Source organism: Mesocryomonas fontinalis (genome assembly GCF_055730125.2).
In genome coordinates this window covers 113498-130845 of sequence record NZ_JBUZWG020000009.1, presented here as the reverse complement: position 1 = coordinate 130845, position 17348 = coordinate 113498, and the positions used below count along the sequence as shown (strand labels likewise).

Genomic DNA, 17348 nt, shown 5'->3' with positions numbered 1-17348 from the left:
CGGGGCGGACATGCGGAAATGGTCGTACCCGCACCTTCAGGCGCATCTTTGGCGCGAGCAGGCGTTCGCCTTTCGGACAATCATCCAGTTCGGGAAGGAATGACGCCCGTGTCGCACCCAGACAGCTTCAAATGCCGCAAGACGCTCCTCGTCGACGGCAAGCCCTACATCTACTTCGACCTGCAGGAAGCCGAGCGCAACGGCCTCACCGGCGCTTCTCGCCTGCCGTTCTCGATGAAGGTCATCCTCGAGAACCTCCTGCGCAACGAAGACGGCCGCACCGTCAAGGCCGATGACATCCGCGCCTGCGCCAACTGGGTCGACGACCGTGGTTCGGCCGGGCACGAGATCGCCTACCGTCCCGCCCGCGTGCTGATGCAGGACTTCACCGGCGTACCCGCCGTGGTCGATCTCGCGGCCATGCGCGACGCCACCCGCCAGCTCGGCGCCGACCCGAAGAAGATCAACCCGCTGGTGCCCGTCGATCTCGTGATCGACCACTCCGTGATGGTCGACTTCTTCGGCCAGGCGGACTCCTTCAAGAAGAACGTCGACGTCGAGTACGACCGCAACGGCGAGCGCTACACCTTCCTGCGCTGGGGTTCGGAAGCCTTCCAGAACTTCCGCGTGGTGCCGCCCGGCACCGGCATCTGCCATCAGGTGAACCTCGAATATCTCGCGCAGACCGTGTGGATCAAGGAAGAGGACGGCGAGACCATCGCCTATCCCGACACGCTGGTCGGCACCGATTCCCACACCACCATGGTCAACGGCCTGTCGGTCCTCGGCTGGGGCGTCGGCGGCATCGAGGCGGAAGCCGCGATGCTCGGCCAGCCGGTCTCCATGCTGATCCCCGAAGTGATCGGCTTCCGCGTCGAGGGCAAGCTGCCGGAAGGCACCACCGCGACCGACCTCGTGCTCACCGTCACGCAGATGCTGCGCAAGAAGGGCGTCGTCGGCAAGTTCGTCGAGTTCTTCGGCCCGGGCCTCTCGAACCTCACCCTCGAGGACCAGGCGACCATCGCCAACATGGCGCCGGAATACGGCGCGACCTGCGGCTTCTTCCCGGTCGACAAGGACACCATCGGCTATCTCGAGGCCACCGGCCGCGACAAGCACCGCGTCGCGCTGGTCGAAGCCTATTCGCGTGCCCAGGGCATGTACCGCGACGAGACGAGCGCCGACCCGGTCTTCACCGACTTCATCTCGCTCGACCTCTCCACCGTCGTCCCCTCGCTCGCCGGGCCGAAGCGCCCGCAGGACCGCGTCCCGCTGACCGAAGCCGCCGTGGCCTTCCGGAACGCGTTGCCGGAGCTGCAGGGAAAGAAGAAGGCCGTCTCCGCAGACGAGGCCCGCTTCGTCTCCGAAGGCGCGACCGGCGCCTTCGACAGCCCAGCCGCCACCCGCTACGCGGTCGAGGGTGCCGAGCACGGAATCGCCGACGGCGACGTGGTGATCGCCGCGATCACCTCCTGCACCAACACCTCCAACCCCAACGTTCTCGTCGCCGCAGGCCTTGTGGCCCGCAAGGCGCACGCGCTGGGCCTCAAGGTGAAGCCGTGGGTGAAGACATCGCTGGCGCCCGGCTCGCAGATCGTCACCGAATATCTCGAAAAGGCCGGCCTGCAGGCCGACCTCGATGCCATGGGCTTCAACCTCGTGGGCTATGGCTGCACCACCTGCATCGGCAATTCCGGCCCGCTGGCCGAGCCGATCTCCGAGGCGATCACGCAGAACGACCTCGTCGCCTGCTCGGTGCTGTCGGGCAACCGCAACTTCGAGGGCCGCGTCAATCCGGACGTGCGTGCCAACTGGCTCGCCTCGCCGCCGCTGGTCGTCGCCTACGCCATCGCCGGCTCGCTCTTCGTCGACATCACGACGGAAGCGCTCGGCCAGGACCAGAACGGCAAGGACGTCTTCCTGAAGGACATCTGGCCGACGACGCAGGAGATCGTCGAGATCGTCCGCGCGACCGTCACCCGTGATCTCTTCGAGTCCCGCTATGCCGACGTCTTCAAGGGCGACGAGCACTGGCAGAAGATCGAGGTGTCCGGCGGCCTGACCTACGACTGGGACGACCGCTCGACCTATGTCCAGAACCCTCCCTACTTCGAGGGGATGACCATGGAGCCGGTGCCGGTCACCGACATCCACGATGCCCGCATCCTGTCGCTCTTCCTCGACTCGATCACCACCGACCACATTTCCCCGGCCGGCTCGATCAAGGCGAACGGCCCGGCCGGCGACTACCTCGTCAGCCACCAGGTCCGCCCGGTCGACTTCAACTCCTACGGCGCCCGCCGCGGCAACCACCAGGTGATGATGCGCGGCACCTTCGCCAACATCCGCATCAAGAACCAGATGGTGCCGGGCATCGAGGGCGGCATGACCAAGCACGAGCCCTCGGGCGAGGTCATGGCGATGTACGACGCCGCCATGAAGTACAAGGAAGAGGGCGTTCCGCTGATCGTCTTCGCCGGCAAGGAATACGGTACCGGCTCGTCGCGCGACTGGGCGGCCAAGGGCACCAACCTCCTCGGCGTCCGCGCCGTGATCGCTCAGTCGTTCGAGCGCATCCACCGCTCGAACCTCGTCGGCATGGGCATCGCGCCCTTCGTCTTCGAGGAAGGCACCTCCTGGCAGACGCTGGGGCTGACCGGCAACGAGAAGATCACCATCGAGGGCCTGACCACGGTCAAGCCGCGCCAGATGATGGAGGCCGTCATCACCCGCGCCGACGGCACCAAGGAGACGGTGAAGCTGCTCTGCCGCATCGATACGCTGGACGAGCTCGAATACTTCAACAATGGCGGCATCCTGCAGTACGTCCTGCGCCGCCTCGCGGCCTGAGCCTCCGCGAAGGCCTGATGGCCTGAACAACGACGCCGCCGGAGAGATCCGGCGGCGTTTTGCGTACGGGGCGCCGGCGGTCTCTCCCCGCTGGCATTCCCGGAAGCATTCCACGCTGTCTCACGCGGCAAATCACGTGTTGGGTTAGCCAGGGATCCAATCTTTCACCGCCAATTGACTGGTGGATCGGGCGTGGCCACCCTAGGGTGCAGCCGAACATGCAGACGGCGCGAGCTGTTTCCCGCGCCTGATCGCGGCGGATCATCGCCAGCGCGACGGACACCCCGTCGGACCATCGGCCAAGCGGAGCAGACGAGCGTCTTGTCGCGAAAAGATAGAACCACTTGACCGGCCGGGCCATCGCCTTTGCCGCCCTGATCGGCTTCGGCATGCTGGCCGCCGCTCCGGCGAACGGACAGGACACGTCCGCCGACAGCCGCACCGTGCGGGGCGTGGTCGAGCTCTTCACCAGCCAGGGCTGCGCATCCTGCCCGCCGGCCGAGGCGATCCTCAGCAAGCTCGCGGCCGATCCCGGCATCATCGCCCTCGCCTACCATGTCGACTACTGGGACTATATGGGCTGGACCGATCTGCATGGGTCGCGCACCAATACCGAGCGGCAGCGCGCCTATGCGAAGGCCTTCAACGCCGGCACGATCTATACGCCCCAGGCCATCGTCAACGGTCGCCGCGATGTCGTCGGCTCGCGTGCCGCCGACATCGACAAGGCGGTGAGCGAGACGGCGCTGACCGACGGCAAGGCCGCGGTCTCGCTGGTGCTGCAGGGCGACCGGCTGCACATCACGGCGGACGGCCCCCTCACCGTTCCCGGCGGCAAGACCCCGGTCTTGATGCTGATCACCTATAACCGGGAGACGAGAACGGTGGTGGACACCGGCGAGAACAAGGGCATGACCCTCGTCAACTCGCATGCGGTGCGGGATTGGCGCATTCTCGGCATGCTCGACGGCAAGCCGCTGGCCGTGGACATCCCCGTCTCCACGCTGAAGCCGGAGAACGGCGAAAACGGCTATGCCGCGGTGCTGCAGGCGCTCGGCGACAAGGGCGGCCCCGGGCCGATCCTCGCCGCAGCAGCGCTGGAGTTCTAGAGCGCCGTGCATCCGAGTGGATGCTGGACCGGCTTTCTATCCTTTTGAGGCCGCTCCGAACCGGCAGCATGCGCGGCATCTATCGCTCTTCCCCGGCACTGCCGAAGCCGTATCGACCACCAGCCTGCACCTTGCCCCGACGCACGCAGCGCGTCTCGGGCTTGAAAATCTTTTGCCGGGTTCGATGTTTCATGCCACCATCCGGGGACTGAAAGGGGATGCTCCGGCATCCTGGTCGGCCCGGCAAGGTCGATCATCGGAAAGGGATCTGATTTGGCTGACGCCGCTTCGAACAGCGAGAGCACCGCGACGCTCATCGACTTCAACGCCGCCCGTAGCCCCGCCCCGATCGTATCCTTCGACCGCCGCGAGCTCTCCGAGATCCTCAACGTCTACGGCCGCATGGTCGCCGCCGGCGAGTGGCGCGACTATGCCATCGACATGCTGAAGGACCGCGCGGTGTTCTCGATCTTCCGCCGCACCAGCGAGATGCCGCTGTTCCGGATCGAGAAGAACCCGAAACTCGCCCGCCGCCAGGGTGCGTTCAGCGTGGTCGCCGCCGGCGGTCTCGTGATGAAGCGCGGCCACGAGCTCGGAACCGTGCTGAAGGTCTTCGACAAGGCGCTGAAGCTCGTTTGAGGCGCAGGCCGCCGGGTCATCCCGGAACGACAGGCCGCCCGCCGCCGTCAGTCGCCTTGGTCGCCTTCAGCTGCCGTCAGCTGCCGGCCTGGGTGTAGAGGCTGCCGGGATAGGTCGCCTCGTCGGGAAGGCTCCTTGCACCCTCGCCGAGTTGCAACTGCATCAGCACCGTGTCGATCCACTTGCCGAACTTGAAGCCCGACGCCTGGAAGATGCCGATGGTGCGGAAGCCCGCGCGCTCGTGCAGCCGGATCGAGGCCACATGGTCCGAACCGCCGATCACCGCGACCATCTGGCGAAAATCCTTGGCGGTGCATTCCTCGATCAGCCGCAGCAGCAGCGAGCGACCGACGCCGTGGCCGTGCACCTCGGGGGCGATGTAGATCGCGTCCTCGACCGACCAGCGGTAGGCCGGCCGCGTCCGGAACGGACCGGCATAGGCGTAGCCGACCACCCGGCCTGCGCCGTTGGCGGCGACGAGATACGGGTAGCCTTGCGCTTTCAGCCCGTCGAAGCGCGCCATCATCTCGGCCTCGGTCGGCGGATCCAGCTCATAGGACGCCGTGCCGTTCAGCACCGCGTGCGCGTAGATCTCCGTCAGGCGTGGAACATCGGCTCGAACAGCCTCCCGCAGGGCATGGGCACTCATCGGCGATCCTCGATCTGGCATCTGTCAGGCGGTCATTTGGCAAGAACCCGGCCAAAAGAAAAGGGCGACCCGAGGGCCGCCCTTTCTGGTGTCCGTCCGGATGCAGCCTAGCGACGGTCGCCGAACAGCTGCAGCAGGAACATGAACATGTTGAGGAAGTCGAGGTAGAGGCGCAGCGCGCCCATGATCGCCTTGCGGCCCATCACGGCGGTGCCGTCGCCCTCGTAGTACATTTCCTTGATCTGCTGCGTGTCGTAGGCGGTAAGGCCGGCGAAGACCAGGACGCCGATCGCCGAGATGGCGAAGGACAGCGCGCTCGACGCCAGGAAGATGTTCACCACCGAGGCGATCAGGATGCCGATCACGCCCATGAACAGGAACGAGCCCCAGGCCGAGATGTCGCGCTTGGTCGTGTAGCCGAACAGCGACAGCGCGCCGAAGGAGGCGGCGGTGACGAAGAACACCTGGACGATGGACTCCTGCGTGTAGACCATGAAGATCGTCGCCAGCGAAAGGCCGACGAGACCGGCATAGGCCCAGAACGTCATCTGCGCCGCACCGACGCTCATCTTGTCGACCCGGAAGGACAGGAACATCACCAGGCCAAGCGGCGCGAACATCAGTACCCACTTCAGCGGCGAGCCGAACACGGCCTGGCCGAGCGGCGTCAGCGCGGTGATGTCGCCGGCACCATTGGTCACCACCGAGAGCGAAAACATCGCGTAAGCTGCGACACCGGTGATGGCGAGACCCAGCGCCATCAGGTTGTAGACCTTCAGCATGTAGGTCCGCAGGCCCTGGTCGATGGTGACATCGACCCTCGAACCGGCGGTGGGGACGCTACGGGCGCCCTGGTTCCACTTGTCAGCCATGGAAAACTCCTTTTCTGCGTGTCCCGTCGGGTGTCGGCCCGGCCCGGGCGAAGGGATGCCGAGGCGCCGCTGGCGGGACCGCCCAGCTTGCCTTCCAACAATATGCGGCCTCGGCCCCGCCCGCACAAGGCCAGCCCCGGCGGCGAGGCCCGCTAAACCGGCGGGGACGGGTTAAATCTCTGTTAGCCGCCGTCTGGCGCAGAGCCGCGGGTGAAAGCGGAGGTTAAGGCCGGCGACCGGCCGGTCAGAACTCTTCCCAGTTGTCGGCGGATGACTGCGGCTCGGCGCGTTGCGGGGCGGTTTGGCGGAGCTGCACGACGGCGGCGCTCGGCCTTGCGGTGCGGACCGTCCTCGCAGGCGGCGCCTTCGACTTTGCCGAGGCCACCGAGAGCTTGAAGCGGCCGATCAGCGCCGCGAGATCCTCGGTCTCGTGCGACAGGCTCTGGGCAGCCGCGGTAGTCTGCTCGACCATGGCGGCGTTCTGCTGCGTGACCTTGTCCATCTGGTCCGCCGCCACCGAGACCTCGCGCAGGCTGGTCGCCTGCTGGCGGGCGCTGCTGGCGATCTGGCCGACGACGCTCGACATGGCGGCCACCTGGGTGACGATTTCCTCGAGCGAATGGCCGGAGGCCGTGACCAGCTCGACGCCGTCGCCCACCTGCCGGCTCGACGTCGAGATGAGGTTCTTGATCTCTTTGGCGGCCTCGGCAGAGCGCTGGGCGAGGCCGCGCACTTCCTGTGCGACGACCGCAAAGCCCCTGCCCGCCTCGCCGGCCCGCGCCGCCTCTACGCCGGCGTTCAGCGCCAGGAGATTGGTCTGGAAGGCGATCTCGTCGATGACGCCGATGATCTTGCCGATCTTGTCGGAGGAGTCGGAGATTTGCTGCATGGCCGCCACCGCCTGCCCGACGATGCTGCCACCCTTTTCGGCATTCTGCTGCGCATCGGCGGCGCCGACCTGTGCTTTGGCGGCGCCCTCCGCCGTCTCGTTCACGCCGCGCGTCACCTCGGTGAGTGCCGCCACGGTCTCCTCGAGGCTGGCGGCCTGCTGCTCGGTGCGCTGGGAGAGATCGTTCGAGGCGACGGTGATCTCGCCAAGGCCGGTCCGGATCGCCTCGATCGACTGCACCACGGCGCCCATCGCCTGCTCCAGCGAGGCGACACTGTCGTTGAACAGCACGCGGATGCCCTCGTAGTCGGGCGAGAACGGCGAATTCAGCCGCGCCAGCAGGTCGCCAGCGGCGAGACGCTCGAAGCCGGTCTGCACCTCGCTCATGAAGAAGGCATGCGCCTGGACGTACTGATCCGACTCGTCGGCGGACTGCAGCGCCCGCTGCTCGTCCAACTGGCGGGCCTGTTCCGCCGCGGCGCCCAGCCGCTCGTGCTCGACCGACACCTGCTTCAGCTTGTCGAAGGCGCCGGCCATCTGGCCCACCTCGTCCTTGCGGCCGAGCGCGGGCACGTCGATGCTGCTGTCGCCGTCGGCCAGCCGCTGCATGGCATCGCGCATGGCGATGACCGGGCGGCCGATACCGCGCGACAGCATCACGGCGAGAGCGATCGCCGCCGCGATCAGCAGGCCCATGCCGGCGAACAGCGTGGTCTGCGCCGTCGAGAAGGCGGCAAGCTGCGCGGCCGTCTCTTCTGCAATCGACGCGCGCTTCTGTTCCTTCAGGCCGTCGAGCGCCTCCTCGACCGGATCGATGTAGCTCGACGCCGCGTCCGAGCCGAGCAGCGCCACCGCCTGCGGATAGGTCGCCGGCTTGGCGGCCAGGGCGATCGCCGGCTCGGCGATGTTGCTGTGCCAGGCGGCGAGGTCGGCGTTGATCTTGGTGATCGTGGCGGTGAGCTCCGGCGTGATGCCGGGCGATGCGCTCATGTCGGAGAGGTATTTCTCGAACGTCGCCCGGTGCTTCTTCAGCCGGTCGGCATAATAGGTATCGCGGGTAACGAGAAAGCCGCGCAGCGAGTTCTCCTGACGCGTCAGGGCGCCCCGCGCCTCGAGCGTCGTCGCTATGACGCCGTTGTCGAATTCAGCGCGCGTGCGGGCGGCCTCAATACTTTGCATGCTTGAGCGCATCGCGGCGCCGATTGTCGCCGAACCGAGGATCATCACGGCGAAGGCGACGCCGATCTTCTTGGCGATGGACAAATTGGCAAACCGCATCAAAACCTCGACCTCCCAGGCATCAGGGGAAGAAGGTCTTGTTTCGACCGCACCCCTGCCTCTTTAAGCGACAAGGTTAGAGTAGCCGGCTAAAAATTCCCTTAAATCGGATTGCAAGGGATACGAACTTGTATCCCAGCGTCACCCTCATCCTCTACTTCGGCAAGCTTCCTGACGTCAGAGAGTCCGAAGTACCGGCGCGGCTTTCTGCCCCAGCACCCGCCACGTCCCGGCAAGACCAAAACCGACGGTCAGGACCAGCGACGCAACGAGCGTCGTCAGCGCCACCGTCCAGTCGAGGGTGAACGGCAGCTTCATGATCGAGGACACCACGAACCAGGCCGCCAAAGCGCCGGCGCCAATAGCAAAGGCCGCGGTGGCAAGGCCGAGCAGCAGATATTCGGTGGTGAAGGCTCCGATCAGCACCCGGCGCGTCGCTCCCAGCATCTTCAGGACCACCGCGTCGTGGATGCGGTTGCGGTTGCCGGCGGCGAGCGCCCCCGACAGCACCAGCACCGAGGCGACCAGCGCAACGGCCGCGGCCGCCCGAATGGCCAGCGCCAGCTGGGCGATCAGCCCGTTGATGGTGTCCAGCGCCTCCTTCACCCGGACGGTGGTCACCGCCGGATAGGCATTGGTGATGCCGTTCATCACCGCGGCCTCCGTCGCCGGCGTCGCGCCGGGGATCGACAGCGTCGCCAGCCAGGCATGCGGCGCTCCGGCGAAGGTGTTGGGCGAGAACACCATGACGAAGTTGATCGACAGCGATTCCCACTCGACGGTGCGGAAGTTCGCGATCTTCACGGTGACGTCGCGGCCGAGCACGTTGACCGTCATCTCCTCGCCGATCTTCAGCCCGAGCTCGCGCGCCTCCTCGGCCGAGAACGAGACCAGCGGCACGCCACTGTAGTCCGCCGGCCACCATTCGCCGGCGGTGAGGTTGGAGTTCTCCGGCTTGGTCGCGGCGTAGGTCACGCCGCGGTCGCCGCGCAGCACCCAGCCGCCCTCGGCCGGGATCTCCATCTTGGCGACGTCTTGGCCGTTAATGCGGGTGATCCGGCCGCGCAGCATCGGCGCGGCGTCGAGCTTGGCGCCGGGCGCCAGCGTCTCGATCTCGGCCCGGAACGGCGCAATCTCGGCGTTCTGGATGTCGACGAAGAAGAAGTTCGGCGCACGGTCGGCAAGACCCGTCGAGATCTCCCGGCGCAGGCCGGTGTCGATGATCGCGAGCGTCACGAGGAGCGTCAGCCCGAGGCCGAGCGACAGCACCACCGAGGGCGTCAGCGCGCCCGGGCGGTGGATGTTGCCGATGGCGAGACGCAGCGGCGTCGAGCGCACCCGCGGTGCCCGGCGGGCGAGCGCCTGGATCGCCCAGGCAACGCCGCGCAGGATGAGGAAGGCGACGGCCGTGGCAATGAGGAAGATCGCCGCCACCTTGCGGTCGCTCGCCATCGTCAGCGCCAGCGCGGCGATGACGACGGCAAGGCCGATCGCGCCGCCGAGATAGGCCCAGCGCATGCGCACGCCGGAGACGGCGGTGGCGTCGCGGAACAGCGCCGTCGCCGGAACGTCGCGGGTGCGGCCGAGCGGCAGCAGCGCGAAGGCCAGCGCGGTGAGGAGGCCGAACACCGCCGCCAGCGCCAGCGCGCCGGGATAAACCGAGGCGTTGGCGGCCACCGGCAGCACGCTTTCGAGGAAACGCGCGGTGACGAAGGGCGCGATGGCGCCGAGCACCATGCCGCAGACGACGCCGACGAGGGCGAGCAGCATGATCTGGATGAGGTAGATGGTGACGACGAAGCTGCCGCCGGCGCCGAGGCTCTTGAAGGTGGCGATCACCGCCCGCTTGGAGTCGAGGTAGGCGTTCACCGCATTGGCGACGCCGACGCCGCCGACGATCAGCGCCGTCAGCCCGACCAGCGTCAAGAACTGCGAGAACCGCTCGATGTTGCGCTGGAGCGAGGGCGCGGCGCGGTCGGCGGTGCGGATGCTCCAGCCGGCCGAGGGAAACCGATCGTTCGCCGTGGCCGTGGTCGTCTTGGCGTTCCCGCTCGCAAGCTTCACCTTGTAGGCGTTCTCGATCAGGCTGCCGGGCTGGATCAGGCCGGTCGCGGCAAGGCCTGCCTCCGACAGCATCAGCCGCGGCGCGAAGTTGAAGCCGTCGGACAGAAGGTCCGGTTCGCGGGCGATGGTGCCGCGGATCTCGACCTCGGCGGTGCCGAGCTTCAGGACAGCGCCGGGCTGGATCTTCAACCGCTCCAGAAGCTCGGGCGCGGCCAGCGCGCCGAGGCGGCCGTCGCGCGGCGCGAGCAACTCCGCGAGCGGCGCGGCGGGGACGGTCTCCAGCGTGCCGTAGAGCGGATAGGCGGCGTCGACCGCCTTGACCTCGACCAGCGACTGGTCGCTGCCGTCGGCAAGCCGTGCCATCGAGCGCATCGAGGTCGCCTTCGACACCGCGCCAAGGCCGTCGATGAAGCCGCGCTCGTCGCCGCTGGGCTCGCGCTGGACGAAGGTGAAGCGCATGTCGCCGCCGAGGATGGCGCGGCCCTCGCGCTCGATGCCGGACGTCATCATCGACGACACCGAGTTCACCGCGGCGATCGAGGCGACGCCGAGGGTGATGCAGCCGAGGAAGATATAGAAGCCGGACAGCCCGCCGCGCATCTCGCGCAGCGCAAAACGCCAGGCGAGCTTCAGCCGGGCGCGTCGGGCGCCCGGCGCGACGCTGCGGGCCGCCGCCGGTTCCGCGGCCGCATCGACCGCCGTCATCGCAGCGGCACCCCGGCGGAGCCGTGCGATGGCGCGGCAGAATTTCCAGCCGGGATGTCCGATGCGCCCGGCGCCTCGATGTTGCCGCTGCGCACCGCCACCTCCCGCCCGCAGCGGGCGGCAAGACGCTTGTCGTGCGTGACGAGCACCAGCGTCATCTGCCGCCGCGCCTGCTCGGCGAACAGCAGGTCTGCAATCGCGACACCGGTCGTCTCGTCGAGATTGCCGGTGGGCTCGTCGGCGATGAGGATCGCCGGCTCCGGCGCCAAGGCACGCGCCATCGCCACGCGCTGCTGCTCGCCGCCGGACAGTTCGCCCGGATAATGCGTGACGCGGTCCTTCAGCCCGACATTGGCAAGCTCGCGCGCCGCCCGCTCGAAGGCGTCGGGATGGCCGGCGAGCTCCAGCGGCACGGCGACGTTTTCGAGCGCCGTCATGTTCGGAATGAGGTGGAAGGACTGGAAGACAATGCCGATGTTGCGCCCGCGGAAAGTCGCGAGCTGGTCCTCGGAGAGGGTGCCCAGCGCCTGCCCGGCGATCTCGACGAGGCCGCTATCGGCTCGCTCGAGGCCCGCCAGCACCATCAGCAGCGTCGACTTGCCGGAGCCGGAGGGGCCGACGATGCCGACGGATTCGCCCCGCTCGACCGTCAGATCGATGCCCTTCAGGACGTGCACCGAGGTGCGGCCGGTGCCCAGCGTCAGATGAACGTTCTGTAATCGGATCGCCGGTTCTGTCACGCGGATCTGTTCCTATATCTCTGGAGAGGACGTCGAGAGGCCGCGGCACCGGGGCCGAACGTCTCGCAATATGGGACCGCCATGCCACGCTTCCAACCGCTCGCCCTGATCCTGACGGCATTGTCATTGTCATTGTCATTGTCATTGGCGTTGAGCCCAGCGGTTGCCGCAGCGCAGACCGCGCCGAAGGCGGCGACCGAGATCGTCGCCCTCGGCGACAGCCTCTCGGCGGGCTTCGGCGTCGGGCCGGGCGAGTCCTTCCCAGAGCAGCTGCAGGCGGCGCTGGTCGCCAAGGGCTATGCCGTCACCGTCGCCAATGCCGGCGTCTCCGGCGATACCACCACCGGGGGCCTCGCCCGGCTCGACTGGTCGGTACCGGATACCGCGGATCTGGTGATCCTCGAGCTTGGCGCGAACGACGCGTTGCGCGGCATCGCGCCGGCGATATCCGAGCGCAATCTCGACGCCATGCTGAAGCGGCTGAAGGAGCGCCGGATCCCCGTGCTGCTCGCCGGCATGATCGCCCCGCCGAACATGGGGCCGGACTACGCCGCCGCCTTCAACCCGATCTATGCCCGGCTGGCGACGGCCTACGGCGTCTCCCTCTATCCCTTCTTCCTCGACGGGTCGGCGGGCGAGGCGGCGCTGACGCAAGCCGACGGCATGCATCCCAATCCGAAGGGCGTCGCGGTCATCGTCGAGAGGATCCTGCCCGCGGTCATCAAGGAGCTCGATGCGCTGGCGAAGCCGGCAAACTAACCCCGACCGAGGAAGCCCGAGGCCCACCGGTGCTCAGACGCCGCCGCGCGCGAGCCGCCGGACGGACACGCCGAGGGCGCCAAAACGCTGCCGCCATTCCAGCCGTGCGACGACGAATTCATCGCCCCGTCCTTCTTCGGCGAGGCTCCCGGCATCGGCATACGGCCGGCGGATGTCGGCCATGACGTCGCCCTCGACGAAGGACAGTTCGGCGCCGTGGCGGCGGGCGATGCGCTGCATGCGCCGGTTTTCGCTGAGACAGGTCAGATAGAGACGGCGGACGCCGCGGTTGCGGGCGAGCGCGATGGTGCGGCCGAACAGAGCGGCGCCAAGGCCAAAGCCCTGGAAATCCGGCTCGAGGCTGAACGCGCCCTCGGCCTCCCGGCGCCCGTCGTCGAGGAAGCGCAGTTCGGCGACGCCCCGCATCGTCCCGCGAATGAAGCAGCCGGACACCACGGCGTCCTCGCTGAGCGCCAGCGCGGCGTAGCGCTCGAGGAACGCGTCGTTCACCGGATTGCCGAAGCGCAGCCGGCGTGTTTCCGGGTCGAGACGCTTCAGGTGGTCGGCGATCACCGCGTGTTCGGGCGGGTGCATCCGGCGGATGGCAAAGCTCGGCGCCGCGGCACGCTGCATTGGCGGCACGGCCGGGGCAAGGTCGTCGGCGGAGGATGGCGGAGCGGCGGGCATCTGGACATCCATGGTCTGTCGCTCCTCCCGCAAGGCGGCCTGCCGGCATCAAGGCAAACGGGCCAATCTGGGGCGAAAGTAATTGTGCATTGCACCCACGGCAAGCCATCGCGGGAGCCCTTGTGGCGCGGGAGCGCTTGAATCGCCCGGTTCAAGGTGAAAGGCTCGCCGCGAAGGCCAACTGATTTGCGGAGAAGTTCTCATGCCGCGTCTGTTCACCGCCATCGAGATCCCGCGCGATGCGGCCTTGGCCCTGTCGCTCCTGCGCGGTGGCATGCCGTCGGCCCGCTGGATCGACGTCGAGAACTACCACATCACCTTGCGCTTCATCGGCGACGTCGACGCCCGGTTCGCCGACGAGATGGTGGCCGCGCTCGATCGCATCGAGCGCGCGCCGTTCCAGCTGGCGCTCGATGGCGTCGGCGCCTTCGGCTCCAAGAAGCCGCATTCGCTCTACGCCGGCGTCAAGGTCTCGCCGCCGCTGGAGGCGCTGCAGGCCGACATCGACCGCGTCTGCCGCCGCCTCGGCATGCCGGCCGACCCGCGCCGCTTCGTGCCGCATGTGACGCTGGCCCGGCTGCGCCAGCCGAAGATCGACGACGTCGCGCATTATCTCGCCTGCCGCGGCCCTTTCGGCACTCCGCTTTTTCCGGTCAGCCGCTTCGTGCTCCTGTCCTCGCGCGACTCGGTCGGCGGCGGGCCCTATGTGCGCGAGGAGAGCTTCCCGCTGGTTGCACCCGCCGCCCACCGGCAGGATGAGGACAGCCGGATGCGCGGGCTCGCCGAATGCCGTTGACGAAGGTCTCGCCGGAGCGAAGGACATGCCGCCTCGCCAAAACCCGTGCATCGGCAACACCCTAACTCTTGAGCCGTCATCTCTCCGCGCCATCTGAAGGTGAGAGGAAGCGGAGAGACGAGAGACGCATGACCATCGCGAAAACCCAGATCGATGAAATCCTGTTGCCGGCGACGGTCGAGAAACAGGCCGAGCAGGAAACGAAGGTGCGCCGGTCGTTCTTCAAAACGCTCCGACGCGCCGCGCGGCACGTGCCGTTCATGGACGACGTCGTCGCCTCCTATTACTGCGCCATCGATCCCGAGACGCCGTCGTCGAGCAAGGGCATCCTTCTCGCTGCCCTCGCCTATTTCGTCCTCCCGATCGACATTATTCCCGACTTCCTCCTCGGCCTCGGCTTCACCGACGACATCGCCGTTCTCTGGGCGGCTTTCGGCGCGGTCCGCCACAACATCAAGCCGGAACACTATCTCCGGGCCGCCGAAACCCTCGGCGAGATGAAGGAAGGCTGATCAAGCCTTCGTGTGCCCGGAAGGGGTGGACGCCCGTGCTGTCCCGCATGCAGAAGACGAGCGGAGGACAACCAGCGCGCGCTAAGCGGACATCGCCAAATTGTCGCCAACATTCTTGGCTCACTCGTGATGGCGCGCGACGGGATCGGAAAGCCGGAGGTTTGCGAAGCGGGCGCCCCGGCCGATCAGAACCTCATCCACGTTTGCCGCCAGTCTCGGTTCGTTTACCCGACATCAAGACCTTTTAAGGCAAACTGAACGTAAGTCGCGTCCAGAAACTGGCCGGGCAGCACAGCCTATGGCCAATCACCAGACGAGCGGGGAGCCATGTCTTTGAAGAATGTCCTGACCACGGCGGCAGCCATCCTGGTCTTGTCGAGCGCTGCCGCTACGGCGCAGACACCGACCCGGATCAAGCAGTTCAACGCCTGGGGGAGCTACTCCTATACCGCCTCGGGCGGCAAGGTCTGCTACATCCTGTCCACGCCGACGGCGATGGAACCGGCGAGCGTCGACCACGGCGACATCTTCTTCCTGATTTCCCAGAAGCCGGGCCAGGGCGTCTCCTACGAGCCGCAGGTGGTGATGGGCTACAAGATGCAGGACGGCTCGAAGGTCGTCGTCGACATCGACGGCCGGAAGTACACGCTGTTCACCCGCGGCGAATCCGCCTGGATGGAGAACGCCGCCGAAGAGCCGCAGCTCGTCGCCTCGCTCCGCAAGGGCACGAACATGAAGGTCGATGCGAAGTCGCAGCGCGGGACCGCCACGCACTACACCTACTCGCTGTCGGGCGTCACCGCCGCGCTCCAGTCGATCGGCACCTGCAAGTAGGCAGGAAACGAATGATCTCGCGAAAGCCGGGCCCTCGGGTCCGGCTTTCGCCGTTTCAGGGCAGCTTTCCCCGCGCAAAACCGCGTGAGGCCGCCGCGCCCTTGCGAAAAAGCCGCAAAGGCGTCATTTGAAGGGGATCCTGACATCATGACGCCCGCGACCGCCTGTGGTCCTGGGAACGAAGGCGCCCCCATGGCCGTACTGCTCGATCTCGCACCGACGCCGCCTGTGCACGGCGAAGCGCTCGTGCCCGTCGCCATGGTGCGGCCGCAGGCGGTGACCACCGAGGCGAAGCCGCATCTCATCGGCATGAGCCGCGAGCAGTTGGGCGAGGCGCTCCGCAGCGCCGGCGTGCCGGACAAGCAGGTGCGCATGCGCACCGCGCAGCTCTGGCACTGGCTCTACGTGCGCGGCGTCTCCGACTTCGGCCAGATGGCCAATATTTCCCGTGACCTTCGCCAGAAGCTTTCGGAGACCGCAGACATCGCGCGGCCGGAGATCGTCGACGAGCAGATCTCGGTCGATGGCACGCGCAAATGGCTGTTCCGCTTTGCCGCCAAGGGCGCCGGCCGGCCTGTCGAGATCGAGACCGTCTACATCCCCGAGGAAGGCCGCGGCACGCTCTGCGTCTCCTCCCAGGTCGGCTGCACCCTCACCTGCACCTTCTGCCACACCGGCACCCAGCGCCTGGTGCGCAACCTGACGCCGGACGAGATCGTCGGCCAGATCATGGTCGCCCGCGACCGGCTCGGCGACTTTCCCGATGCCGACACGCCGGAAGGCGGCATCCTGCCCTCCGAGGGCCGCCTGGTCTCCAACGTGGTGATGATGGGCATGGGCGAGCCGCTGTATAATTTCGACCATGTCCGCCAGGCGCTGGCCGTCGTCTCCGACGGCGAGGGTCTGGCTCTCTCGAAGCGCCGGATCACGCTGTCGACCTCCGGCGTCGTGCCGATGATCGCGCGCACCGGCGAGGAAATGGGCGTTGGCCTCGCCATCTCGCTGCATGCCGTGCGCGACGAACTGCGCGACGTGCTGGTGCCGATCAACAAGAAGTACCCGCTGGCCGAGCTGCTGGAGGCCTGCCGGACCTATCCCGGCGTCTCCAATGCCCGCCGCATCACGTTCGAGTACGTCATGCTGAAGGGCGTCAACGACAGCCTCGGCGACGCCCGCGAGCTGGTGCGGCTGCTCTCCGGCATCCCCGCCAAGATCAACCTGATCCCGTTCAATCCCTGGCCGGGAACCGACTACGAGTGCTCGGACTGGGACCAGATCGAGCGCTTTGCCGACGTCGTGAACCAGGCCGGCTACGCCTCGCCGATCCGCACGCCGCGCGGCCGCGACATCTTTGCCGCCTGCGGCCAGCTGAAGTCGGAGAGCGAGCGCATGCGCAAGACCGAACGGCTGGCAGCCGGCCAGTGACGTCAGCCTTGGGGGACCGCCGGACGTGACCGCGGTACTGCGTTTCCTGTTCGTCATTCCGGTCGCCTTCATCTTCGCGTGCCTCACCGCCGGCTTCGCGCTGCTGTGGCCTTTCGTCGACCTGACCGGGGCGGACGGTGATCCGCTGTTCTGGGTGCAGGCGGTTTTCGGCTTCCTCGCGCAGTCCGCCCAGGTCGGCGCCGCGGTGCTGATCCCCTGGGGCCTGTTCATGGTGGTCACCGAGAGCCTCGGCTGGCGCTCGCTGATCCTGCACATGGCCGCCGGCATCATCGGCGGCTTCGCCATCATGCGCTCGGCCTATGGCGAAGCGATGCCGCATGCGAGCGTCCAGACCGCGATGATCGTCGCGGGTCTCGCTTTCGCCATGGTCTACTGGATCGTCGCCGGGCGCGGCGCAGGCCGCTGGCGCACGCCGCGGCGGCTTGCCGTCTTGCCGCCGGCGGCACCGCAAGTGGTGGATACCGCCCCGACGCCCTGACGGCAGCGTGGGCCGCCGTGCTAAGATCGATCTTCCCAACC

15 protein-coding genes are annotated in these 17348 nt (G+C 67.4%); 9 read left to right on the top strand and 6 right to left on the bottom strand.

Annotated features, from left to right (window positions below; translation table 11 throughout):
• Positions 1-99 precede the first annotated feature (99 nt).
• From acnA to ACZL02_RS20300, 3 genes are all read left to right on the top strand, one after another.
• Complete coding sequence (acnA, locus tag ACZL02_RS20310; protein ID WP_472940702.1) at positions 100-2850, top strand: aconitate hydratase AcnA; 2751 nt, start codon at positions 100-102, stop codon at positions 2848-2850.
• A 344-nt stretch (positions 2851-3194) separates the two neighbouring features.
• Positions 3195-3959: a DUF1223 domain-containing protein gene (locus tag ACZL02_RS20305; protein ID WP_472940701.1), complete on the top strand. Its 765-nt coding sequence runs from the start codon at positions 3195-3197 to the stop codon at positions 3957-3959.
• A 315-nt stretch (positions 3960-4274) separates the two neighbouring features.
• The gene (locus ACZL02_RS20300) at positions 4275-4598 is read left to right on the top strand and encodes a DUF2794 domain-containing protein (protein ID WP_472935606.1); all 324 of its coding nucleotides are present in this window, start codon (positions 4275-4277) and stop codon (positions 4596-4598) included.
• Between the two features lie 76 nt (positions 4599-4674).
• Here the strand turns inward: ACZL02_RS20300 and ACZL02_RS20295 are convergent, their stop codons facing one another.
• The 5 genes from ACZL02_RS20295 to ACZL02_RS20275 all read right to left on the bottom strand — a co-directional run bounded on the left by ACZL02_RS20295 (position 4675) and on the right by ACZL02_RS20275 (position 11795).
• Positions 4675-5247 (bottom strand): GNAT family N-acetyltransferase, encoded by a 573-nt coding sequence (locus tag ACZL02_RS20295; protein WP_472940700.1) that lies wholly within the window; start codon positions 5245-5247, stop codon positions 4675-4677.
• A gap of 107 nt (positions 5248-5354) precedes the next feature.
• Entirely contained in the window at positions 5355-6119 is a 765-nt protein-coding gene (locus ACZL02_RS20290; protein ID WP_472940699.1) for a Bax inhibitor-1/YccA family protein, read from the bottom strand.
• 244 nt (positions 6120-6363) lie between these two features.
• Positions 6364-8286, bottom strand: a complete 1923-nt coding sequence (locus ACZL02_RS20285) for a methyl-accepting chemotaxis protein (protein ID WP_472940698.1) — start codon at positions 8284-8286, stop codon at positions 6364-6366.
• Between the two features lie 177 nt (positions 8287-8463).
• Positions 8464-11055 (bottom strand): ABC transporter permease, encoded by a 2592-nt coding sequence (locus ACZL02_RS20280; RefSeq protein WP_472940697.1) that lies wholly within the window; start codon positions 11053-11055, stop codon positions 8464-8466.
• Positions 11052-11795: an ABC transporter ATP-binding protein gene (locus ACZL02_RS20275; protein WP_472940696.1), complete on the bottom strand. Its 744-nt coding sequence runs from the start codon at positions 11793-11795 to the stop codon at positions 11052-11054. The genes ACZL02_RS20280 and ACZL02_RS20275 overlap by 4 nt, the downstream gene beginning before the upstream one ends.
• A gap of 81 nt (positions 11796-11876) precedes the next feature.
• Between ACZL02_RS20275 and ACZL02_RS20270 the strand changes: the two genes are divergently transcribed.
• Entirely contained in the window at positions 11877-12554 is a 678-nt protein-coding gene (locus ACZL02_RS20270; protein WP_472940695.1) for an arylesterase, read from the top strand.
• 33 nt (positions 12555-12587) lie between these two features.
• Here ACZL02_RS20270 and ACZL02_RS20265 read toward each other — a convergent pair whose 3' ends face one another.
• Positions 12588-13253, bottom strand: coding sequence for a GNAT family N-acetyltransferase (locus ACZL02_RS20265; protein ID WP_472940694.1), 666 nt, complete (start codon positions 13251-13253; stop codon positions 12588-12590).
• A 190-nt stretch (positions 13254-13443) separates the two neighbouring features.
• On the opposite strand from ACZL02_RS20265, the gene thpR reads away from it, so the two are divergent.
• The 5 genes from thpR to ACZL02_RS20240 all read left to right on the top strand — a co-directional run bounded on the left by thpR (position 13444) and on the right by ACZL02_RS20240 (position 17307).
• Positions 13444-14037 carry an RNA 2',3'-cyclic phosphodiesterase gene (thpR, locus tag ACZL02_RS20260; protein ID WP_472940693.1) on the top strand — a complete coding sequence of 198 codons (594 nt, stop codon included), beginning with the start codon at positions 13444-13446 and terminating at the stop codon, positions 14035-14037.
• A 128-nt stretch (positions 14038-14165) separates the two neighbouring features.
• Positions 14166-14549, top strand: a complete 384-nt coding sequence (locus tag ACZL02_RS20255) for a YkvA family protein (RefSeq protein ID WP_472940692.1) — start codon at positions 14166-14168, stop codon at positions 14547-14549.
• Positions 14550-14876: 327 nt separating this feature from the next.
• Positions 14877-15383, top strand: coding sequence for an invasion associated locus B family protein (locus tag ACZL02_RS20250; RefSeq protein WP_472935521.1), 507 nt, complete (start codon positions 14877-14879; stop codon positions 15381-15383).
• A 258-nt stretch (positions 15384-15641) separates the two neighbouring features.
• On the top strand, positions 15642-16808 hold the full coding sequence (gene rlmN / locus ACZL02_RS20245) for a dual-specificity RNA methyltransferase RlmN (protein WP_472940805.1): 1167 nt from the start codon (positions 15642-15644) through the stop codon (positions 16806-16808).
• Between the two features lie 25 nt (positions 16809-16833).
• On the top strand, positions 16834-17307 hold the full coding sequence (locus ACZL02_RS20240; protein WP_472940691.1) for a hypothetical protein: 474 nt from the start codon (positions 16834-16836) through the stop codon (positions 17305-17307).
• Positions 17308-17348: the final 41 nt, after the last annotated feature.